This is a genomic window from Ewingella allii (assembly GCF_044430645.1).
GTDB classification, from domain to species: domain Bacteria; phylum Pseudomonadota; class Gammaproteobacteria; order Enterobacterales; family Enterobacteriaceae; genus Ewingella; species Ewingella allii.
In genome coordinates this window covers 196,941-219,551 of the sequence record NZ_JAWUDN010000005.1, presented here as the reverse complement: position 1 = coordinate 219,551, position 22,611 = coordinate 196,941, and the positions used below count along the sequence as shown (strand labels likewise).

General features: G+C 54.3%; 19 protein-coding genes. 8 read left to right on the top strand and 11 right to left on the bottom strand.

All coding sequences use genetic code 11. The annotated features are described in order from the left end of the window. Window positions 1-107 precede the first annotated feature (107 nt). Complete coding sequence (gene gntT, locus SBO83_RS13395) at window positions 108-1,424, bottom strand: gluconate transporter (protein ID WP_396131850.1); 1,317 nt, start codon at window positions 1,422-1,424, stop codon at window positions 108-110. A gap of 246 nt (window positions 1,425-1,670) precedes the next feature. On the opposite strand from gntT, the gene SBO83_RS13390 reads away from it, so the two are divergent. Continuing rightward, a complete protein-coding gene (locus tag SBO83_RS13390; protein WP_034793934.1) occupies window positions 1,671-2,189 on the top strand; it encodes a gluconokinase in 519 nt (172 codons plus the stop codon). 120 nt (window positions 2,190-2,309) lie between these two features. Here the strand turns inward: SBO83_RS13390 and licT are convergent, their stop codons facing one another. The 5 genes from licT to SBO83_RS13365 form a co-directional block, all read right to left on the bottom strand. Next, on the bottom strand, window positions 2,310-3,137 hold the full coding sequence (gene licT / locus SBO83_RS13385) for a BglG family transcription antiterminator LicT (protein ID WP_396131849.1): 828 nt from the start codon (window positions 3,135-3,137) through the stop codon (window positions 2,310-2,312). Between the two features lie 152 nt (window positions 3,138-3,289). Continuing rightward, a complete protein-coding gene (locus SBO83_RS13380) occupies window positions 3,290-4,699 on the bottom strand; it encodes a family 1 glycosylhydrolase (protein ID WP_396131848.1) in 1,410 nt (469 codons plus the stop codon). A gap of 19 nt (window positions 4,700-4,718) precedes the next feature. Then, window positions 4,719-6,602 carry a beta-glucoside-specific PTS transporter subunit IIABC gene (locus tag SBO83_RS13375; RefSeq protein ID WP_396131847.1) on the bottom strand — a complete coding sequence of 628 codons (1,884 nt, stop codon included), beginning with the start codon at window positions 6,600-6,602 and terminating at the stop codon, window positions 4,719-4,721. Between the two features lie 371 nt (window positions 6,603-6,973). Next, window positions 6,974-7,972, bottom strand: coding sequence for a gluconate operon transcriptional repressor GntR (gene gntR, locus SBO83_RS13370; protein ID WP_396131924.1), 999 nt, complete (start codon window positions 7,970-7,972; stop codon window positions 6,974-6,976). Window positions 7,973-8,176: 204 nt separating this feature from the next. Next, window positions 8,177-8,872 (bottom strand): pirin family protein, encoded by a 696-nt coding sequence (locus SBO83_RS13365; RefSeq protein ID WP_396131846.1) that lies wholly within the window; start codon window positions 8,870-8,872, stop codon window positions 8,177-8,179. A 537-nt stretch (window positions 8,873-9,409) separates the two neighbouring features. Between SBO83_RS13365 and SBO83_RS13360 the strand changes: the two genes are divergently transcribed. Continuing rightward, entirely contained in the window at window positions 9,410-9,937 is a 528-nt protein-coding gene (locus tag SBO83_RS13360) for a GNAT family N-acetyltransferase (RefSeq protein ID WP_353503644.1), read from the top strand. 51 nt (window positions 9,938-9,988) lie between these two features. On the opposite strand, the gene SBO83_RS13355 is transcribed toward SBO83_RS13360, so the two are convergent. Beyond that, window positions 9,989-10,969 carry an alpha/beta hydrolase fold domain-containing protein gene (locus SBO83_RS13355; RefSeq protein WP_396131845.1) on the bottom strand — a complete coding sequence of 327 codons (981 nt, stop codon included), beginning with the start codon at window positions 10,967-10,969 and terminating at the stop codon, window positions 9,989-9,991. Between the two features lie 164 nt (window positions 10,970-11,133). Between SBO83_RS13355 and SBO83_RS13350 the strand changes: the two genes are divergently transcribed. Next, window positions 11,134-12,849, top strand: coding sequence for a lysophospholipid acyltransferase family protein (locus SBO83_RS13350; RefSeq protein ID WP_396131844.1), 1,716 nt, complete (start codon window positions 11,134-11,136; stop codon window positions 12,847-12,849). Window positions 12,850-13,471: 622 nt separating this feature from the next. Here SBO83_RS13350 and SBO83_RS13345 read toward each other — a convergent pair. Both SBO83_RS13345 and SBO83_RS13340 read right to left on the bottom strand, forming a co-directional pair. Further along, entirely contained in the window at window positions 13,472-14,263 is a 792-nt protein-coding gene (locus SBO83_RS13345) for a hypothetical protein (RefSeq protein WP_396131843.1), read from the bottom strand. Further along, complete coding sequence (locus SBO83_RS13340; protein WP_396131842.1) at window positions 14,229-14,744, bottom strand: hypothetical protein; 516 nt, start codon at window positions 14,742-14,744, stop codon at window positions 14,229-14,231. Before SBO83_RS13340 ends, SBO83_RS13345 begins: the two co-directional genes overlap by 35 nt. Before the next feature lie 321 nt (window positions 14,745-15,065). Here SBO83_RS13340 and SBO83_RS13335 point away from each other — a divergent pair, with 321 nt between their 5' ends. After that, the gene (locus tag SBO83_RS13335; RefSeq protein ID WP_396131841.1) at window positions 15,066-15,854 is read left to right on the top strand and encodes an SDR family NAD(P)-dependent oxidoreductase; all 789 of its coding nucleotides are present in this window, start codon (window positions 15,066-15,068) and stop codon (window positions 15,852-15,854) included. A 24-nt stretch (window positions 15,855-15,878) separates the two neighbouring features. Next, complete coding sequence (locus tag SBO83_RS13330) at window positions 15,879-16,745, top strand: NAD(P)-binding domain-containing protein (RefSeq protein ID WP_396131840.1); 867 nt, start codon at window positions 15,879-15,881, stop codon at window positions 16,743-16,745. 68 nt (window positions 16,746-16,813) lie between these two features. Here SBO83_RS13330 and SBO83_RS13325 read toward each other — a convergent pair whose 3' ends face one another. Further along, entirely contained in the window at window positions 16,814-18,022 is a 1,209-nt protein-coding gene (locus tag SBO83_RS13325) for a serine hydrolase (RefSeq protein ID WP_396131839.1), read from the bottom strand. Window positions 18,023-18,335: 313 nt separating this feature from the next. Between SBO83_RS13325 and SBO83_RS13320 the strand changes: the two genes are divergently transcribed. Together SBO83_RS13320 and SBO83_RS13315 are read left to right on the top strand one after the other, a co-directional pair. After that, a complete protein-coding gene (locus SBO83_RS13320; protein ID WP_396131838.1) occupies window positions 18,336-18,812 on the top strand; it encodes a hypothetical protein in 477 nt (158 codons plus the stop codon). Further along, window positions 18,770-19,285: a histidine kinase dimerization/phospho-acceptor domain-containing protein gene (locus SBO83_RS13315; RefSeq protein WP_396131837.1), complete on the top strand. Its 516-nt coding sequence runs from the start codon at window positions 18,770-18,772 to the stop codon at window positions 19,283-19,285. The genes SBO83_RS13320 and SBO83_RS13315 overlap by 43 nt, the downstream gene beginning before the upstream one ends. Window positions 19,286-19,433: 148 nt before the next feature. On the opposite strand, the gene SBO83_RS13310 is transcribed toward SBO83_RS13315, so the two are convergent. Then, window positions 19,434-20,636, bottom strand: a complete 1,203-nt coding sequence (locus tag SBO83_RS13310; RefSeq protein WP_396131836.1) for an aminoacetone oxidase family FAD-binding enzyme — start codon at window positions 20,634-20,636, stop codon at window positions 19,434-19,436. A 346-nt stretch (window positions 20,637-20,982) separates the two neighbouring features. On the opposite strand from SBO83_RS13310, the gene pitA reads away from it, so the two are divergent. Continuing rightward, window positions 20,983-22,497: an inorganic phosphate transporter PitA gene (gene pitA / locus SBO83_RS13305; protein WP_396131835.1), complete on the top strand. Its 1,515-nt coding sequence runs from the start codon at window positions 20,983-20,985 to the stop codon at window positions 22,495-22,497. Window positions 22,498-22,611 lie beyond the last annotated feature (114 nt).

Here is a 22,611-nt window from a genome sequence, read left to right as displayed (position 1 = left end):
AGGTAAGAGTTCAACGCGAGTTTTTTGTCTTCCCCATAAAAAACGGCGAGCACATGGCTCGCCGTTTTTATTGATAACCTGTTGTTTTTAATTCAACAGTTAACGCCTTACACCACCATCGACAGCAGCAAACATCCGCCCAAGCCGCAGAGGGAGATGATGGTTTCCAGCACTGACCATGACTTGAAGGTCTCGACGATAGTCAGGTTGAAATACTCTTTGAACAGCCAGAAGCCTGGGTCATTGACGTGAGAGAAAATCAGGCTGCCGGAACCCACGGAGATAACCATCAGCTCAGGGCTAACGCCGGTGGTGGCAATCAGCGGAGCCGCAATGCCGCCAGCGGTAATGGCCGCCACGGTTGCCGAACCCAGCGCGATACGCAGCACTGCCGCAATGGACCATGCCAGCAGAATTGGCGACAGGTGGCTGCCGTTCATGATGTTAGCGATGTATGGCTCGATGCCGCTGTCTACCAGCACCTGCTTAAACGCACCGCCACCGCCGATGATCAACAGCATCATGGCGATGATTTTGATCGAATCAGTAACAGTATCCATCACTTCCGTCATGGTACGGCCGCGGTTCAGACCAAAGGTGAAGATAGCAATCAGCACGGCAATCAGGGTTGCCATCACCGGATCACCGAAGAATTCTGCGTAAGGCAGGATAGCGTGGCCCTTCGGCAGCACCATCTCACACACCGCGCGGAAAGCCATCAGGATCACCGGCACCAGCGACGTCGCGACGCTCACGCCGAAGCTTGGCATCTCTTCTTCAGTAAAGGTTTTCGGGTTGAATAAGCCTTCTGGCACCGGCTTGTCGATTCCTTTGAGGAAGCGCGCAAACAGCGGACCGGCGATGATAACCGTCGGCACCGCCAGCAGTGAACCATAGAGCAGGGTTTTACCCATGTCCGCATGGAAGATGGTGGCAATCGCCGTCGGACCTGGGTGTGGAGGCAGGAAGCCGTGGGTCACAGACAGCGCAGCCGCCATCGGCACGCCGACATACAGCAGCGGCAGGCGCGCGGCGGCAGCGATGGTGAATACCAGCGGCAGCATCAGTACGAAACCCACTTCATAGAACAGCGCGAAGCCGACGATAAAGCCGGTCAGCACCACTGCCCACTGGATGTAATCCTTACCAAATTTCTTAATCAGCGTGGTGGCAATACGCTGCGCACCGCCGCAGTCAGCCAGCATTTTACCGAGCATGGCACCAAAGCCCATGATCAGCGCCAGACTTCCCAGCGTGCCGCCAACCCCGTTTTTAATCGAAGTGATAACTTTGTCGACCGGCATACCCTGCATGATGCCGACCGCCAGCGCGACCAGAATCAGCGCGATAAACCCGTTGAGTTTGAATCGGATCATAAGCAACAGCAGTAGCGCGACGCCTACGGCTACAATAACTAATGGCATATCTTTTCCCCTTAATGCTTTCTCCAGCGCAGGTGATCAAACGCCGGTACATTATTTTTGATTTTCAATAAGTTGTAGGAGTTAACAGTGCAACGGGTACAGGTCGCGACCGCTAAATCAGCAGTGCATTCCTTTGTGATATTAATCACATCTCCATTTGTTACCGGTATCATGATACCGGTAACATGCTAATATTAGGACTCACTCCGCAGTCGAAATTTTCATTTTGGGATAGAGATCATACTTATGGCAGGACAAAGCATCATTCTGATGGGCGTGTCAGGCAGCGGTAAATCCACCGTAGGCGCAGCACTGGCACGTGAAATCAACGCGAAATTCATTGACGGTGATGATCTTCATCCACGCGCCAATATCCAGAAAATGGCCAGCGGCCACCCACTGAACGATGACGACCGCGCGCCGTGGCTCAAACGTCTGAACGACGCGGCCTACAGCCTGTACCATAAAAACGAAACCGGCATCATTGTCTGCTCCGCGCTGAAACGCCGCTATCGCGACGCGCTGCGTGATGACAATCAGGGCGTGGTTTTCCTCTATTTGAAAGGCAGCGTTGACGTTATTTCAGAACGCCTGAAAGCGCGCGCCGGACATTTCATGCCGCTGGATTTGCTGAAAAGCCAGTTCGAAGCGTTGGAAGAGCCGGGCGAAGATGAGCCAGATGTGATCCGCGTGAATATCGACCACAAGTTCGAGGGCGTGGTTGATCGCTGCGTAGCGGCTTTGCAGAAGCTGAATGCAAAGTAGGAAAAGGTTTGCTCCTTCTCCTCTCAGAGGAGAAGGCTGGGATGAGGAGTGGTTTAATTCCGCGCTCAATGCAGCCAACCCCAACCCTCCCCTAAATAGTGGAGGGACAAAACCAACACATCAATCCGGCTTCAATCGATTGATATGAATAGTTAAAAACATAATTTCATCCGTGGTCAGCCGACAGCGGTGATTCTTCAGCACATAATCATTTATCTTTAGCGCGCATTGATAAGCCACGGGCATGGCGTCCTGAATTCCGGCGTAAATACTTTTATCATCATGATTCACTTCGGTGCGGTTTAATAAACGCAGCGAGAAGAATTTCAGGTGAGTGACAATGCGCTGATAGTCGATAGACTTTTCATCGTACTTGATGCGTAAATCATATTTGATGATATTAAGAATATCTTTAATCATGCCTGCACTCTGCATGGTGCTTTGCATATTGTTGGTGGTGGCGTTGGCCAGATGCAGAGCAATAAAACCGGCTTCATCCTCGGGCAGTTCACAATGTAATTTTTGGTTAATCATCGCCAATGCCTCGAGGGCAACGGCAAACTCCGCCTGATAAAACTGCTTAATATCCCAGAGTAGGATGTTCTTTATCTCAATGCCTTTTTTATAGCGCTCAACCGCAAAACTAATATGGTCGCTTAGCGCGAAAAACAGCGTCTCTTGCGCCTCGATGTTGAGACGGCTTTTAGCTAACTTGATAATTTCCTGAGTAATAAATAAGCATTCCGTGGGGATAGCCGCCGTCAGTTGCGCCAGAATATCCGTCATACCGCTGGCCTTTTTCACAAACTGGCTCTCGATATCCGCGGTATTCAGACTGTCTCCCACCTGCTTGCCAAAACCAATACCACGGCCAATCGCCACCACTTCTTGTTGATCATCTTCCGTGGCAATTACCGCATTATTACTGAGTATTTTTAAGACTCTCATCCCAGTTTTCTCATGCCGGATAGATCCTTACTTTAGCGAGGGTTTTAAAAGGGTTATTGCCTATAAAAGCATTAAGGCGATAACGCGAAATGCGCTATCACCTTATTGGCAACAACAGACAGCTTATGGCGTTTATACGCCTTTAATCGCGCTTATAGCGCATTATTTTTAATCACATCCGCATACCAGTAAGAGCTTAACTTACGAATACGCTTCAGATCTTTTAAATCAAATTCGTCACGATTAACATAAATTAATCCATAGCGCTTAGAACAGCCCTGATGGGTGGAAATTAGATCCAACGCCGACCACGGCGTATAGCCAAATACCTCAACGCCGTCGGTGATGGCCAGCTGCATTTGCTCAAGATGGCGGCGTAAATAATCGATACGGTAGTCGTCGTTTATTTCCCCATTCTCATCCAGCTTATCGAAGGCCCCCAGACCGTTTTCTGTAATTAATAGCGGCAGGTGGTAGCGATCGTAGATTTCACGCAGCGTGTTGCGAAAACCTACCGGGTCAATTTCAGTGCCAAACTGGGTGCGCGGCAGGTGGTCATTCGCCGCGCCGCGATGCACGCCATCTTCCCCTGATTTCAACAGCTTATTGCCACCGCGAATCACTTCGTCGGTGCCGTCGCCCCGGCTGGCTTCCACCGCCTGGGTGGTGTAGTAGTTGAAGGCGATGAAGTCCGGCTTACCGCTGCGCAAGATCTCCATATCCCCCGGCAGAATCTCCGGCGCATAGCCCTTCTCTTCCATATATCGCCAAGCCAGCGTGTTGTATTCGCCGCGCGCCGCCATATCCAGATAGAGCCAGTTGCGGATGGCGTTGTAGTTGAACGCCGCCAGAATATCTTCCGGTTTGGATGTCGCAGGGTAAATCACCGCAATGTTCGGCGCCGGGCCAATTTTCGCTCCCGGGAGCTTATTGTGCAGTGAATTCATCACCTTGGCCTGCGCCACCAGCATATTGTGGTTTTGCTGGTAGAGGTTTTTCTTCTGATTCACCAGCTTTTCATCCAGCGTGCCCAGCGCCGCGCCCTGCAAAATCATCAGGTTCTGCTCGTTGATGGTCAGCCAATATTTCACTTTGCTGCCGTATTCATCAAACAGCACGTCGGCGTAGCGGGCGAAGGCATCCACGGTTTCACGGTTGTACCAGCCGCCTTTTTCTTGCAGCGCCTGCGGTAGATCAAAGTGGTACATGGTGACGATCGGCACAATGCCGTGGCTGAGGATCTCGTCGATCAGCCGATGGTAGAAGTCGATCCCGGCCGGGTTAATTTCGCCACTGCCGTCGGGGATAATTCGCGTCCAGGCGATGGAAAAACGGTACGACTTCAGGCCAATTTCGGCGAACATCGCAATGTCTTCTTTGTAGCGATGATAGTGGTCGCTGGCAACTTTAAAGTCGGTGGTGCCTTCCGGATATTCGCGGCGGGCGTCGATAACCGACGGCCCTTTGCCATCTTCATCCCATGCGCCTTCCACCTGATAAGCCGAGGTGGAAGCGCCCCATAAAAAGTCTGTAGGGAAAGGTTTAAGTTCCGAATATTTCAAAATTTTTCTCCTTTGAGCATCAAGACAGCGTCAACAAGACATCCCCGGTATTGGCGGCAGGCAGACGCGTTTTATGGAAGGTTTGATAGCGGTCTGAATTGGCGATGATCACCGGCGTAATGGTGTCAAAACCGGCTTTTTCGATAGCGGCGAGGTCGAAGTCGATCAGCAAATCTCCGCGTTTCACGGCCTGATTTTCCTTCACGTGCATGGCGTAGTGCTGCCCGTTGAGCTGGACGGTATCCAGCCCAATGTGGATCAGGATTTCAGCCCCGTTGTCGGACAAAATATGCAGCGCATGGCCAGAATCAAATGTGGCGGTCACGACTCCATCGACCGGGGAATAGACCTTGCCCTCGGTGGGCTGGATCGCGATGCCATCCCCCACCACGCCGCTGGAGAACACTTTGTCGTTGACCTGCTCGAGCGCCACCACGCGCCCAGTGACCGGCACCATAATGTCTTCGGCAATATTGGCGGATATGGCGGTAACTGGCTGAGGTTTAGCGTTTTTCTCAGGTGAAGCGCTGGATGACGGCGCAGGAGCTGACTCATCAATCGGGTCTTCAAAGCCGACGATGTAGGTCAGTACCGCCGCCATCACGAAGGAGATAACAATGCCGAGGATCAGCCCGCCGAAGCCTTCGCCGTAGAAAATCGGCAGGGTCAGCAAGCTGGGAATACCGGTAGAAATCGCCGCGCTGTTGGAGTACCCCACCACGCCGCCGCCGACCGCAGCGGCAATGACCGCGCAGACAAAGGGCTTCTTCAGTTTTAGGGTTACGCCGTAAACCGCAGGCTCGGTAATGCCAAACAGCGCGGTGATAAAGGTACTTCCCGCCAGCGCTTTCATCTTTTTATTACGCGTTTTGCACATTACGCCGAGCACGGCCCCGGCCTGAGCGAATACCGCCGGTACCGTCGAGGCTTTTAAGGTGCTACGCCCCAGCACGGTAATGTCGTTGATGATCACCGGCGTAAAGGCCCAGTGCATGCCGAAGATGACGAACACCTGCCACAGCGCGGCGAACAGCGCGCTGGCAATAATCGGGTTATAGCTGAAGATGGCAACGAAAACGCCCGCCGCCGCCTCGCTGGTGTAAATCCCCACCGGCCCCAGCGTGACCAACGTCAGCGGCACCATCACCACCAGCAGCAGGAACGGCGTGATGATGTTGCGCACGGTTTCGTGAATGAATTTATTCAGCAGCCGCTCTAAGTGACACATGACGTAAACCGACAGAATGATTGGCACCACCGTCGAGGTGTACTTCATCATCACTACCGGAATGCCGAAGAACGTCACCTCCACCTGACGGGTGAACAGGTCAATCATTGACGGATAAATCAGCGCCCCGGCAATCGACACCGCCACAAAGACGTTGCCCTGAAAACGCCGCGCCGAGGTAATGGCCAGCATGATTGGCAGGAAGTAGAAAAGGCTGTCGGAGGCGGCTTGCAGGATGATGTAAGTGGATTCGGTTTTATCCAGCCAGCCTTGGGAAGTGGCGATGTTCAGCAAGCCTTTCAGCACGCCAGCGGCGGCCATGGCTCCCAGCAGCGGAGTGAAAATCGCCGACACAATGTCAATCAGTTGCCCAATCCGGCTACCGCTGCGTTTGGTCGGTTTTTCGCGGCTTTTGGTGTTGTCATCCAGCACGGAGGATACCTCCCCCAGCTCGCGATACACCTCGGCTACCCGATTACCAATCACTATCTGGAACTGGCCGGAGCCGCTCACGGTAGTGATCACGCCGTCCAGCTGTTCTATCGCGGCGGTGTCGGCTTTTTCGTTGTCACGCAGGGAAAACCGCAGGCGCGTCGCACAGTGCACCACCGTCTCGACGTTACTTTCGCCGCCGACTAGCCTTAATAAATTTTCTGCCAGAGATTTGATATTCATCGTTTTTATCCTAATCAGCGAACTGACTTGCCAAATTTCGGCCAAAAAAAAACCTGATTCGAAGGCTGCCAGTTAAGACAGACTTCGAATCAGGTTTCGCTCAGGGCACTGCTCTGATAACGTCCCGGAAGCTCGTTTATAGCGTTGTCTAAATCTTCAAACAACAGCAGAAATAGCGTTCTGTGATAAGGCTCATAGAATGAAATTTGTGCAACAGCACGAATTTTAGCTCAACAGATGCAAAGATGGGCCGTCAGTGGCGCAGCCAATTTGGATTCGCACTGCGCGCAAGAACCCGAGCGTACACGTAGTACGTGAGGGTTATGAGCACAGCGCGGATTCAAAGTGGCAAGCAAACTAGGCCCAAAGGACTAAATGCTACCACCAGCGGAGATGGTGAAACCTACATCCACCATCTTCGGCGTCACCGCCTCGCCGCGCAGCCTCGCCAGCATTCTCTCGGCGGTAATTTGCCCCATGCGTTCGCGCGGCGTCAGCACGCTGGCGAGCTGTGGCTCCATCGCCTGCCCCATATTGTGGCCGTGGAAACCGGCAATCGCCATTTGCGAAGGGATATGCAGACCCTGACGCTGGCATTCGAAAAACGCCCCGGCCGCCAAGTCATCATTGGTACAAAAAATACTGTCGATTTGCGGCCAGTCCTGCTGCGCCTGCTTCAACAGCTCGGCCCCGGCGGAATAACTCGACGAGCGGCTGGTCATCACGCTGTAAGGCACCAGCCCTGATTCACGCATCGCCTGTTCGTAACCCTGCTGCTTAATCAGCGTTCGCTCATCCTGACGAGCGCCGAAATAGACCACGTGGCGATGCCCGCGAGCAATAATCTGCTGGGTCATTTGCCGCGCCGCTTCATAGTTGTTGAAACCGACGGCTAAATCGACACAGGGTGAGACGCAATCCATCATTTCCACCACCGGGATGCCCGCCACTTCAATCATCTTCAGCGTACGCGGGGTGTGGTTGCGTTCGGACAGGATCAGCCCGTCGATATTGTAAGAAAGCAGCGACGTCAGCCGCTGCTCTTCGCGGTCGGGGCTGTAGCCATAGTGTGCCAGCATGGTCTGATAGCCATGAATGTCGGTGACGCTTTCAATGCCGCGCAGCACTTCGGCAAACACTTGGTTGGTCAATGAAGGCAGCAGCACGCCAATGGCGCGGCTCTTGGCGTTGGAAAGAATGTCAGGGGCGCGGTTCGGGATATAACCCAGTTCATCAAGCGCTGCGGAGATTTTCTCCTGTAGCACGGCAGAAACCTGCTCAGGGTTGCGCAAATAACGGCTGACCGTCATTTTGGTGATGCCCACTTTGTCGGCAACGTCCTGCAGCACTGGCCGTTTTTTCTTGGATATTTTCAATTAGATAAAGCCAATGAACGGGTTAAGGGTTGATGTCGTGATCTTAGCAAAGTTTCCACCTGACGGATAACTGTACGTCGCGGCAATCAGAGGCGGGTCAACAAAAGAAGGGGGAGCGAGCAATAAAAAAGCGACACCTAAGTGCCGCTTTTCGTTAGTTATCAGCGCCACTGGCACTGATTTCAGCTTACGTTGCCGTCACACCTGCGGCAGGTCAAACAGCAGGATTTCGCTGTCAACGTCGGCGTGAATCGACAGCGCGGTTTCATCCCAGATAGCAAAGGCGTCGCTGGTTGACGCTTTCTGGCCGTTAATCTCAACGGTGCCTTTGACCACTTGGATCCACACGCGGCGCTCAGCCGAAATCTGATACACCGACTGCTCGTCTTTCTTCAGCGCCCAGCGAGAAAGCTCCATATCCTGGAACACTTTCAGCGAGCCGTCGCGCGCATCTGGCGACAGCACCAGCTGGCGGCCCTGAGGCGCATCGAACAGGCGTTGCTCATAACGCGGCGCAATGCCTGTCTTCTCAGGAATAATCCAAATCTGGTACAGGTGCAGCTTCTTATCTGCGCTGCCGTTGTACTCGGAGTGCGTCACGCCGGTACCGGCACTCATAATCTGGAATTCACCCGCGTGGATCTGCTCTTTGTTGCCCATGCTGTCCTGATGCTCCACGGTGCCTTCCAGCACGTAGGTCAGAATTTCCATGTCTTTATGCGGGTGCTTGCCAAAGCCTTGGCCAGCATCGATAAAATCTTCGTTAATCACCCGCAGCGCGGAGAAACCCATAAAGTTCGCATCATAATAATCGGCGAAGGAGAACGTATGCCAGCTATCAAGCCAGCCATGGTTTGCGTGACCGCGTTCTTGTGCTTTGCGTAAGTAGATCATGTTCAACTCTCCTCAATGTTTTCTCTAGTCTAGTCAACGCCGGAGAATAAGAAAGCGTAAAAATCTCACTCCTCTGTTCAAATAATATGAACAAGTGTAGACAGCTAAATTCAAAGGATTTGTAGGAGAAATTGAAGGGTTGGGAGAGTGAAGAAAGATAACTATTTTTTCCTAAATAGTTTGAGTTGTGGGAAGGCGGCAAGGTTGCGAGTCCCCAGGAGCATACATTGGTATGTGACTGGGGTGAGCAACCGCAGCCAACGCATCCACAGCTCAAAATATGACGGAAAAAAAAAGCCAGCACCCGGCTGGCTAAGAAACACTGGAAGCAATGTGAGCAATGTCGTGCATTCTGGAGACCCGTTTGACCATGGTGTGTGGCCATCTCCGGAACACATGACAATAATAATCATTATCATTCGCACTTGTAAAGCACTTTTTTTCGCCAAACTATTGATTGACTCTTTTTTAAAGACGGATAAATTCAGAGGTTATTCAAGCAGTAAACACCACATCCACTTTAAAAAGGAAGTTGCTATGAGCGAGAACGAGTCCGGCAAATCGAGTCAGTTCAGCGTCCGTCATTCATTACCAAGCGATGCTGCGCAGCTTAATCATCTTTATGCCCAGACTCAGCTCTACAGCGACACCCTGCAACTCCCTCTGCCGACCCTCGCCCGCTGGGAAGAGCGGCTAGCCGACACCTCCCCTAGCCTTTTCAGCTATGTGGCGTGCGACGGCGATCGGATCGTGGGGCAGATAACCTTAAGAATTGAGCCAAACCTGCGCCGCCGCCACGTTGCCTCTTTCGGCATGGGCGTTGACGCGAGTTATCACGGCCAAGGCGTCGGCAGCCTGCTGCTGAAAACTATCACCGACCTTTGCGATAACTGGATTAACGTGCGGCGCATCGAGCTGACCGTGTTTGTCGACAACCAGGCGGCGCTGGCGCTGTATCAAAAGTTTGGGTTTGAAATCGAAGGCACCAGCCCCTGCTATGCCGTTCGCGACGGAAAATTCGTGGATGCGCACCATATGGGGCGAGTAACGACTGGCGCTGTTTGATGGTTTTTAGGTTTTGCTCCTCCCTCTTATCAGGGGGAGGAGCAAAAGGCCCTACTCCAGATAATGCCTCAGCGCGCCGGCGGCCTGGGCCAGCGCGACTTTCACGGCGGGAATTTCAGCCAGTGGGTTGAGCAGCCCATAGTCATGAATCAGCCCGTCATACCTGACCAGAGTGACCTCCACCCCGGCTTCATTGAGCTTGCGGCCATAAGCTTCCCCTTCATCGCGTAAAACATCATATTCGGCGACTTGAATCAGGGCTGGAGGCAAGCCAGCGAGCTGTTCGGGTTTGGCTTGAAGCGGCGAGGCGTGCAGCTCTTGGCGTTTTCCGGCGTCGGTGGTGTAAGCGTCCCAAAACCACTTCATCATATTACGGGTCAGGAAGAAGCCTTCAGGGTAACGCTGGTAGGATTCTGTGTCGAAATTGGCGTCAGTGACCGGCCAAAGCAGCAGCTGGAAGGCGATATGCGGCGCGCCTTTTTCTTTCGCCATCAGGGCCACCGCGGCGGACATATTCCCGCCGACGCTATTACCGGCCACTGCCAGCCGCGAGCTGTCGACGTTGATTTCATCGCCGTGCTCCGCCACCCATTTAGTCGCGGCGTAAGCCTCGTTAATCGCCACCGGATACTGCGCCTCGGGGGATGGCGTGTAGTTAACGAATACCGCCACCGCGCCGCTGCCGACAACTAAATCTCGGACCAAACGCTTATGGGTTGGGAAGTCACCGAGGATCCAGCCACCGCCGTGAAAGAACATAAACGCCGGAAGCTTCTTGCTATGACCAATCGGGCGAACGATGGACAGCGTCACCGAGTGATCATCAACAATAATCACTTTTTCGCTGGTTTCGATGCCACTGAGGTTCACTTCCACCGACTTTTGCGCATCCACCAGCACCTGCCGCGCTTCTTTTGGCTCCAGCTGCTCCATCGGTTTCCCTCCGGCGCTGTTGAGTTGGGTCAGGAAATCTTCAATATGCCGATTGGTAGCGGCGTTTTCGGGCGATAAGGCTTTTTGAACTTGGCTCATCTCTGCTCCTCGGTATTTCCAGAATTCAGTGAGTGAGGAGTAAGTATAGAAGTGGATGACCGCCCTTGCAGAAAGGGCAAACTTCCCCGTTCTGTCACTTACCTGCCATTTTACTGTCATCCGTGCTGCTTATGGTCTGGTTAACTTCACCGGAGGACAAGCCTATGTTTAGCATGGACACCGTACTTCAGGATCTCGACCCGCAGCGTAAAACCCCGTCATGGCAGCTTAGCCTGCTGAAAACTCTGTTCCACGAGAAAGACTTCCACCAGCTTGCCGATCAGCATCGCCACCTAAAGGGCATGGATATGGTCGAGCAGGTACTGGAATATTTCGATATTCGCTGTGAACTGGCCGAACGCGATTTGGAGCAGATCCCAAGCTACGGTCCGGTGGTGGTGATTGCGAATCACCCGATTGGCACATTAGACGGTCTGGCATTGCTACATGCCGTGGCCTCGGTGCGTCCGGATGTCAAAGTGATGGCCAACCGCCTGTTATCGCGCGTGGAGTCCATCAGCAGCCTGATGATTCCGGTGGATAATATGGGCAATCGCACGCAGCGCTCGCAGGTCTCCGCGATGCAAGAGCATTTGGAAAACCAGGGCGTGCTGGTTGTCTTCCCGGCGGGCGAGGTGTCGCGCCTGAGTTCGAAAGGGGTGCGCGACGGCCGCTGGCATACCGGTTTTATTCGCATGGCCGCCAAGGTGCGCGCGCCCATTGTGCCGGTGCACATCAGTGGCAATAACAGCGCGCTGTTTTATCTCAGCTCGCTGGTTTATCGCCCGCTCTCTTCGCTGCTGCTGGTGCGGGAAATGTTCCGCCAGCGCGGCAACAGTTTGAAATTGCAGATTGGCGCGCGGATTCCTTATGCCAGCTGGCACGACGGACACACCCACGCTAATGATCTGGCCGAGCGTTTTCGCCGCCACGTTTATCGCCTTGGGCAAGGCAAAGAGGGGCTGTTCCAGTCAGAGTCGGCCATTGCCCGCGCCGAAGACCGCGCCGTGCTGAAACGGGCGCTGGAAGGCAGTGAAAAGCTGGGGCAGACGCCGGACGGCAAGCTTATCTATCTTTATCGCCGCAACGGCGAGGACTATGTGCCCATCCTGCGCGAGCTGGGGCGTCTGCGCGAAATCGCCTTCCGCGCGGTGGGTGAAGGCAGTGGCCGTCGCCGCGACCTCGACAGCTACGACGACACTTATTATCACCTGGTGCTGTGGGATCCGCAGGATTTGGAAATCGTTGGCGCGTACCGTTTTATGCCGACGGCCGACCACGTGCAGGAGCACGGCATCGATACTATTTATAGCCAAAGCCTGTTCCATTACGGCCATCAGATGGACCCGATTTTAGCCCAGGGCATTGAGCTTGGCCGCAGCTTTATCCAGCCCGCGTACTGGGGGAAACGCGGCCTCGACTACCTGTGGCTGGGCATTGGGGCCTATTTAGCGAAGTATCCGCAAACCCGCTATCTGTTTGGCCCGGTGTCGATTTCCGGCGGCCTGCCACTGGCGGCTCGCGACCTGCTGATTGCCTTCTACCGGATTTACTTTGCCCCGACGCTGCCGCTGGCGACTTCGCGCCGCCCTTACCCTGCCTCGCTGCCCGACGTGCTGGCGCAGTTCTCCGGTGATAACTATGCAGAAGACCTTCAGCGTCTGAAAAGAATGTTGAGCAATCTGGGCTGCGCCATTCCGCCGCTGTACAAGCAATACACCGAGCTGTGCGAGGCGGGCGGCGTGCAGTTTATCGACTTCGGCTCAGACCCGGCGTTCAATAACTGCATTGACGGGCTGGTCTTGGTGGATTTGAGCCAACTCAAAACTGCCAAGTTTGAGCGTTACATTGGCGTGCATCACTGTCAGAAATCCGCCTAAACGGCACTTTCCTACCGATTTATCATCCTTTCCCTTATCTTCAGATGCGTCCTACAAGCAGGTAGGACGCGCCTGACTGCCGACGTTATCTCCATTCTCTATATTGCGTGACAACACTACCTGGTAGGCCATCTTTGCGGCGCGCCGGGTGTTTTCATCCCACATTCCGCGTGGTGGTCAATGGCAGTAATGCGAAGGTATCTTAGTCAGCAGCGGGGCCAATCCCTGCCGCTCAAAAATATGCTAGTTTCCGGTGATAACGCGGCCGTCACTGCGATGGCTGGCTCAGGGCTTGATCTGACAGCCGATGGCTCATCATTGCCAGGGTCGGGGTGAAGGTGAGTTTCTAGAAGCGAGTAGAGTCAACGTCACGCCAGAGGCGCAGGAAACTGCGCCTTTTTTATTTCACTTCGCAACTGTTCCATTTTCTCTGCAATGCGTTTTTGGCTTGCGGGTGACTGCTTCGCCACGAGTTGTTTGAAGTTCCCCATTTTCCTCTCCCTATAAGTCTCATATGCCTAAAATATGACCTATCGGCTATAGCTTCAATACTCATACAAGTAGTTAGGGGATGATAAATGGCGAAAAAGGCAGCTCCCCACATCGCGAAGCTGCTCCACTGTTAAGCCCGCAATCTTACGTTGGCGTCCATTCCCATGCTGCGCAGGCGCGCGTCGAGGGCTTTCATGCATTTGTCATAGCCGCCGGGGCCTTGCAGCGGATCGGGGAGGTCCGCCAGATAGCCAAGTTTTCTGCCGATCATCAGGGTTTCCATAACGCTGTGATGTCCGGAAAGCGTCATCAGCGCGGCGTACATTATCAGGATTTTTTCCCGGCTTTGCTTCTCTTGCGACGAACACTGGGCGAAGGGTTTCGACATCTCCAGATGCTGGATAACAAACTGCCCCGTTCCCGACGCACCGGCGATAAATGGCGTGCCGCTGACCTTAAAGCGCTTGGCCGTATCAGAGGTTGGGATGCGCTCATTGCTCGATTTTGCATGGTTGATGCGCTGCGGGAAAAAGTTCTCCGTGGAGGGGCGTCGGTTCAGCGTGTCGACAATCCCCGCGTGGCGGTTTTCGCGGCTGCTGCTGCGCACCTGGTCGGAACGAATCTTCTGCCTGCCGCGATCGGTAAACACCGATTGGGAGCGAATTTGCTGGGAGACGGCGGGCTTGTAGTAGTTCATCGCGCTACCCAGCACGTCGATGGTTTGCTTGATAGAACCCTGTAAACGGTTCGCCAGTACCTGACTGCTTTCGCCTGAACGCGACCACTCTTTCAGCTCGCGCTCCAGCTCCCCGGCCTTCCTTAAACCCCGGTGCAGCTCGGACACCGTGGCTTTATCCATCCCCGCCGTGAACTCGCCGAAACGGCTTTCACACGAGCGCAGTGTGCCAATCATCTGATGCATATGGTTGACCAACAGTCGGCGGCGTGGCGGCAAGAGTGTTGGCACGAGGGCGCGAGGTGCTTTGCGCCGGGGCAGGTGCCCGGCTGGTCGAAGGCAGCGGATTACGCCTGACTTCCTGCTGGGCCAGCGGATGTAAATTGCTCTGGCGCGGCGGTTCATAGGCCGGAAGCGGAATAGTTTTCGGGTGCGGCGGCGGTGGCATCGGCACATAGTCGTAGTGCCGATTATTGCTGGTCGACGCATAGAGACTGTTAATCGGCGGCGGCGGCATAGGAACATGCACCGGCGGCAGCGGCACATTGCTTGGGCGCGGCGCGGGCGGCATCGGCCCCCAGCTTCCGTTATTAGGCTGTTGATAAATCTGCTGATTATTCGACAGCGCGGGCTGCTGATAAATATAATTTTGCGGATGAGCAGGCGGTTCGGGCGGCCGATAAATGTAATTATTATTCGGCATTCCGTAGTTATATGGGTTTGGCATGGTGAGTATCCATTCGATTCGATGATGAATATCAAAGTTGTCTTCAGATGACGAAGATTTGAGTGGACAGTAATTTGGGTTAGTTCCGCCTGCTGTGCAGAAATCAATCAGACTGGTTTTTCTGCCCCTGTTCCCCCCCGTCATTAGTGATTCCAAGTCATAAATGAAATGACTTCCGTGCTCTCGTAAAGCGGCGGCAAACCGCCCACAATTCTCCCACGCATTCTTCGGTACAGCTTCGCACCACCATGCGCCCCTCATCCCACCTTATCTCAGCCCTTCGCACCTCTTCCGGGCTGGCTACAACAAGGAGTAATGAACATGGCACGAATTCTGATCACCGGCGCGTCCGATGGTTTAGGCCAAATGGCCGCCCAGCGGCTGATCGCCGAAGGCCACGCCGTGGTGTTACACGCCCGCAATGCGACTCGCGCTGAGCATGCTATGCAGCAAGCGCCGGGGGCAGAAGCGGTGTTTTCGGCAGACCTGTCGAGCATCGTCGAAACCCGCCAGTTAGCGGGTAAGTTCAATACCAGCGGGCATTTTGATGCGGTGATCCACAACGCGGCAGTGGGCTATCAGGAGCCAGAACGTCTGGTGACGGTTGACGGCCTGCCTCACGTTTTGGCGGTCAACACGCTGGCTCCGTACATTTTAACCGCGCTGATGGCGCGCCCGCAGCGGCTGATTTACATCAGCTCGGTGCTGCATCATCAGGGCAACCCGTCGCTGGAAGACCTGACGTGGGAACAGCAACCCTGGGACGGCACGCAGGCTTATTCGGACTCCAAGCTGCATATCGTTCTGCTGGCCAAGGCGTTGGCGCGCCACTGGCCGCAAGTGTTCGCCAATAGCGTCGAGCCGGGCTGGGTTGCCACCAAAATGGGCGGGCCGAATGCCACGGGTGACCTCTCGCTGGCTCCGCGAACTCAGGCATGGCTTGCCGCAGGCAGTGATCCCGCTACCCACGTCACTGGCGGTTATTTCTATCACCAAAGCCCGGCGAAGACACACCCCGCCGCCGCCAATGTGGATTTGCAGGACGCGTTTTTATCGGCCTGCGCCGCGCTTTCCGGCGTTGAATTTCCAGCGTCGTCACCCTCTGTTTAATCAGCCTAGCCAATAGGATCATTTATGAGTCATATCGCCGTACTCGGCCTTGGCGCGATGGGATCGCGCATGGCCGCTAATTTACTCGCCGCCGGACACCAAGTGACGGTGTGGAACCGCACGCCTGCCGCTGCTGAAGCCTTGGTCAGCCAAGGCGCGGTACAGGCATTCACCCCAAAACAAGCCGCCGAGGGCGCGGATTTCGTGATTGCCATGCTGCGCGATGACGTCGCTTCACGGCAGGTTTGGCTTGATGCCGACACCGGCGCCATCCTCAGCATGAGACCGGGCGCTATTGCCATTGAAAGCACGACCCTTTCGCCTGATTGGGTGAAAGAGCTGGGTATGCGTCTCGAAGTGAAAGACATTTCGCTGCTGGAAGCGCCGGTGTCCGGCTCGCGTCCGCAGGCCGAAGCGGGCCAACTGGTGTATCTGGTGGGCGGCGCTGAGCAGGTACTGGAACGCAGCCGTTCACTGCTTGAAACACTAGGTTCGGCGGTACATCACGTCGGCGGCCTAGGCAACGGCGCGCTGGTTAAACTGACCACTAATGCCCTGCTGGGTATTCAGGTGGCGGCGCTGGCGGAGATCATCGGCCTGCTGAAACACAATGACGTTGACCCGGCACAGGCCCTGAAGGCGATGTCCGCCACCAGCGTGTGGTCGCCGGTCGCCACGGTGATGTCCAACAGCATGCTGAATAACAACTTTTCGCCGATGTTCCCGGTTGAGCTGATCGAGAAGGATTTCGGCTATGCCCTGCAAGCAGCGGGTTCGCTGAGTTCCGCCCCGACCACCACCGCCGTGCGCGACGTTTTCCGTCAGGCCATGGCGCAGGGACTTAGTCAGGAAAACATGACCAGTATTGTGAAGCTGTTTAGTCAGGAATAAGTCTTTAGCCGCGCCACTCTGGGCGTCAGGGTGGCGCTGATTCAATTCAATCTATACGTGTTAGCCCTTCACTTGGCAGAGGCGGAGCGACAGTTTCCGCGATAATCATCCGCCATGCCCATCCTTAGCAGCAGGTCGTGGCCGATGTAATTACTCCAGTTGAAGGAGTTTTGTAGCACCACCACGGCGTTTTGATGCTGTTTATCAAAGCCGATATAGCTGGAGTAGCCGCCAATATAGCCCACCTGATACGTGATGGTCTGGCCGTATTGGTGGTCGGTAACCCAGGCGATATTGGCCGCTTCGATGTCTCGGACGAAGTAGATTTGCTCAGTGACGTTAATCGCCGCGTTCAGATCGCCGGTGTGGCTGTCGCTGATGTGGGCGCGTAAATACTTCAGTAAATCATCAACATTGCTATAAAGGCTGGCCGCGCCGACCATGTTGTTGGAGAAGTGCCAGTCGGGCACCACGTCGCCACGAGGAATAAACTTCGGCTGGTCGCCAGCGTGACCAATGGCGCGGAAAGGGTAAGTTTTGAGGCTGGTCGCGGCAAAGCTGGTGTTGTTCATTTGCAGTGATTTGAAAATAAAGTCGTAGGAGAGCTGCTGGATATCTTCGCCGGTTTTGAGCTTCAGAATGTAGCCCAGCAGGGCGTATCCTAAATTGGAGTATTGCGGCTGCATGCTGGCCGGGCGGCGGAAAGCAGATAAGTCGTTCAGCACGGCATTGCTGTCCAGCTCGCGATAAAAATTATCTCCGGTATAGAGATACTTGAGGAAGCTTTCCAGCATGTCTCTATTCATGTTTTGTCTTGGCAAGCCGGAGGTGTGGGTCGCGAGTTGCAGCAGGGTGATGTTTTTGGCGTCGGCACTCAGCGGGGTGTTTTTCGGCAAGAGATCGACCAGCCTATCGCTCCATTTCAACTGACCTTTATCCACCAGCCCGGCAATCACCTCGCCGGTCACGCCTTTACTCACCGATCCCAGCGCGAACAGGGTTTCACCATCAATTTTGTAGCCATTCACCGCGTTGGTATAGCCATATCCCCAGCTTCTGGCCGGGCCGTTGCGGTGGATGATCCCCACCGCCAGCCCGCTGACTTTTTCCTGTCGAAGATAGCGATGCACCAAGCCATCCACCATCCCATCAATATTCCGGGTACAGCTCAGCTCCCTGACCTGTTCGGGGTGCTCATTCACCTGCATCTCAGACAAGGTGCCGCATGACGCCAGCAGAAATGGCAGCGTGAGAACCAGCCAGCGGGATTTCACCATGTGGAAGTAATAAAGTGAGTGCTCATGGCTGGTTTAGAAAGGGAAAAAGTCGGCTTTCTGGCACTGGTAACACTCCCCGGCGAAAAGTTTAAACAACAATTTCAATTAATTAGAGGTAGATCCCAGCGCATTCTACTCAAATCCCAGCTCGCCACTATAGGATATATGGCCTAAATTTCCCTCAGGAGGCGCGCCATCATTCGCAGCCTCAACCGTGCCTAATCACCCCAAATCCAATCCCGGGCTGGTTTAGCTGAACACTCGGTTTATGGTATGAAAGGGTAAGGGCCTCAGCACAGAACAGGGTTGAAGTATGATTAAGATAGTTGGTTGGTTACTGCTCACCCTCGTCTCTAGTGGCGGACTGGTAGCCTATTTTCTACAGCAGCAATACGAAGAGAAAAGCGCCGAATTTCTCATTCTTTATCGCGATGTGACGATAAAGTTGTCGCAGCATGACGCAATCATTCCCCTCTTGCCGGCAAATCGGCCAGAGTGGGAAGTACAAAAACTCTTTCCGCAGATTATTCGCTGGCGTCAACACTCGGGTATTGAGCCACGGCGGTCCATTGTGGCCGAGAAGCAGGGACGCTATTGGCTCAATATTGACAACCAGTCGCTGTTGATAGACCTCAACAGGTTGATTAGCGATGTGGTGAAAAAAAAACCGTTCAAACATCTGGCGATACAATGGAATAACGCGACGCTCTTTGAGCAAGGTGCCGCAAGTCCAAATGATTATTGGCGTTGGGAAAAGAGATCAGCAGCCAGTCGCAGCCGTTTATGCTGACTGCCGACGATCAGCCCAATTGGGCCGAAATGCCTTGGTCGCTGATACTCACTCCGGCCCTGTTCTGGGGGCTGGTGTTGTACCTGATTAACCAATATCGGGCCAACAAACGCCGTCGCGATATCGCCGATATGCGTAACCAATACGCCGAGCTGACGCGGCTCAATACGATGGGAGAGTTGGCAGCTGGCATCATGCACGAGCTGAATCAGCCACTTACCGCGATCTTAAGCTATAACCAAACCGCGCTGCGCCTGATACAACAACAACGCACCGAACAAGTGCCGTCGCTGCTTGATGCCGCCGTGGTGCAGATCAAACGCACCGATGCGCTATTGCAACAGTTCCGGCAGAAGCTGACCGGCCAGCAGGCTGACTATCAGCCGATTGTTTTGGCGCGACTTTGGGCACAGGTGATCACCCTGCTGGATACCGAAATCAGCTTTCGCCAACGCCCGCGGCTTGAAAGATGAGCAAATGAAAGCTCGCTTGGTCTCCAACGAGTTCACTCTGTGCGTTATCTGTTCTAATTAGAAACGCATTCTCAACCTATATTGAAAAGTGGCGCCTTGAAGATCATTCAGGCGCCACTTTTTTATTTTTGGAGGGGTGTAATGCGAATTAGCGGCTCTTTGACAACACCAGCTCCTGCGCGCAGGCCCACGCCGAGCTCCAGGCCCACTGGAAGTTGTAGCCGCCGAGCCAGCCGGTGACGTCGACCACTTCGCCGATGAAGTACAGGCCGGATACCTTGGTGGCGCCCATGGTTTTGGATGACAGCTCTTTGGTGTCGACGCCGCCGAGGGTGACTTCAGCCGTGCGATAGCCTTCGGTACCGTTCGGCTGAACGCGCCAGTTTTGTAGCTGTTCGACTAATTCTGCCTGCTGCGGCACGTTGAGCTGCTTGAGGGTGACATCGGGAATTTGGCCGAGGGTTTGCAGACACTCAACCAGACGCTTCGGCAGCTGCATCGCCAGCGTATTTTTCAGGCTTTGGTTAGGGTGCTGCTGGCGCTGGTCGTTCAAAAAGCCCGCTAAATCTAGCTCAGGGAGTAAGTTAACGCTCACAAACTCGCCGGGTTGCCAGTAGCTGGAAAGCTGTAAAACCGCCGGGCCGGACAGGCCACGATGGGTAAATAAGATGCTTTCGCGAAACACCGTGCCGTCTTCGGCAGTCAAAACCGACGGCACCGAAACGCCGGACAGGGTCTGCAGATGGTCCAACAGCGGCTTGTGCAGCGTAAAGGGTACCAATCCGGCGCGGGTTGGTAGCACTTTCAGGCCAAATTGCTCCGCCAGGCGATATCCCCATGGCGATGCGCCGAGGCCCGGCATGGATAATCCGCCGCTCGCCACCACAAGTGAGTGAGTACTCACAGTTGAGCCATTCACATTGATTTCAAAGCCAGTTTCGGTTTTCACCACCGAGGTGATTTCGCTGCGCAGGCGGATTTCCACCTTGCCCTTCGCGCATTCACTCTCCAGCATGGCGACGATTTGCTGCGCCGAGTCATCGCAGAACAGCTGGCCGAGGGTTTTCTCATGCCACGCGATGCCATGGCGGTTAACCATGTCGATGAAATCCCACTGGGTGTAGCGCGCCAGCGCCGATTTGCAGAAATGCGGATTGTTGGATAGATAGGCCGCCGGTTCGGCATACAGATTGGTGAAGTTACAGCGCCCGCCCCCTGACATGAGGATTTTTCGGCCCGCTTTTTTGCCGTTGTCGAGCAGCACAACGCGGCGGCCACCCTGACCCGCCAGCGCGGCACAAAACATGCCCGCAGCGCCTGCGCCAACCACGACTACATCAACCTGTTCCACATCGGCCTCACTTTTTTCTGATCTTCAACTACGTTTAAAGTTGTACTGATTGCTGTACTTTTTTTGACAGAAAAGCAGGCTAAATAGTCGCCAGAAACCTGTCACGGGCGGCGATTGTAAGGTGCGGAAGGAGCTGATGCCAGCCGGGAAAGTAAATAGATGGCGCTGGTAACGAAATGTGTCATGAAAGACGGAGGAGTAACCTTCTGATTTGAAAAGAGTTACTTCGAACAAGCTATAAAATCAACCTGCTTTTAGTCAAAAAAATGTCATATTTTCCTTTTACCGTCGCCCCGTTCTCGCAGATAATGCGCGGCGTTCATGACCACAAACTGGCGTAACAATTATGCTGCATTTATTTGCCGGGTTAGACATCCATACCGGTTCGTTGTTGATCCTCGCGTTACTGTTTGTGCTGTTCTACGAAGCTATCAACGGCTTCCATGATACGGCTAACGCAGTAGCTACCGTCATCTATACCCGTGCAATGCGCTCGCAACTTGCGGTCGTTATGGCTGGGGTATTTAACTTCTTAGGCGTTATTCTCGGCGGATTGAGTGTGGCTTATGCCATCGTTCACCTCTTGCCGACTGACCTGCTACTGAATGTCGGTTCCACCCACGGTCTGGCCATGGTGTTCTCCATGCTGCTCGCCGCCATCATCTGGAACCTCGGCACTTGGTATTTTGGCCTTCCGGCCTCCAGCTCCCATACCCTGATTGGTGCCATCATCGGCGTCGGTTTGACTAATGCATTAGTGACTCACAGCTCGGTGGTCGATGCGTTAAACATTCCCAAAATGATAGGTATTTTCGCGTCGCTGATTGTCTCTCCACTGGTGGGGATGATTATGGCGGGGGCGATGATCTTCATTTTGCGTCGCTACTGGAGCGGCACCAAGAAACACGCGCGTATTCACCTGACGCCTGCTGAGCGTGAAAAGAAAGACGGCAAGAAGAAGCCGCCATTCTGGACCCGTATCGGCCTGATCCTGTCCGCTATCGGCGTGAGCTTCTCACACGGCGCGAACGACGGTCAGAAAGGCATTGGTCTGATTATGCTGGTGCTGATTGGCGTTGCGCCTGCGGGCTTCGTGCTGAACATGAATGCTACCGGTTACGACATCGCGCGTACCCGTGACGCAGTGACGCACTTGCAGCAATACTATCAGCAGCACAGTGACGCCCTGCCGCACGTGGTGGCGCTGACGCCGCTGGTGCCAACGCCGGACGAAGCGGCGGCTGATGCCGCAGACACGCAGAAAGAGAAAGTGTTCCACTGCGATAGCTCACACGCGCTGGACGCTATCGATCGCGCGCAATCACTGCTGGCGAATCTGCAATCTTACAGCGACCTGTCGCCAGAGCAGCGCAGCCACATGCGTCGCCTGCTGATGTGCGTGGCCGATACCGCAGACAAAGCCGCGAAGTTGGACGAAACCTCTTCAGCCGACAAACGCTTCCTGGGCAACCTGAAAGGCGACATTCTGCAAACGGTAGAGTACGCGCCGCTGTGGATCATTATTGCCGTCGCACTGGCCTTGGCGCTGGGTACGATGATTGGCTGGAAGCGCGTTGCGACCACCATCGGCGAGAAGATTGGCAAGAAAGGTATGACCTATGCCCAGGGCCTGTCAGCCCAGCTGACCGCGGCACTGTCGATTGGCGTGGCAAGTTATACCGGTATGCCGGTATCCACCACCCACGTACTCTCTTCAGCGGTTGCCGGTACCATGCTGGTTGACGGCGGCGGCGTGCAGAGCAAAACCGTGAAAAACATCGCCATGGCATGGATCTTAACCCTGCCGGTGTCGATTGTGCTTTCAGGTAGCCTGTACTGGATCGCGCTGAAACTTATCTAATTTGATAAGTTGATTTGAGTTAGGTTAATAAATGCAAAAGGCGACTTGTTAATAGCAAGTCGCCTTTTTTATTGGCTGGAAAAGCAAAACCCCCTCCCTTAGCTGAACAATAAA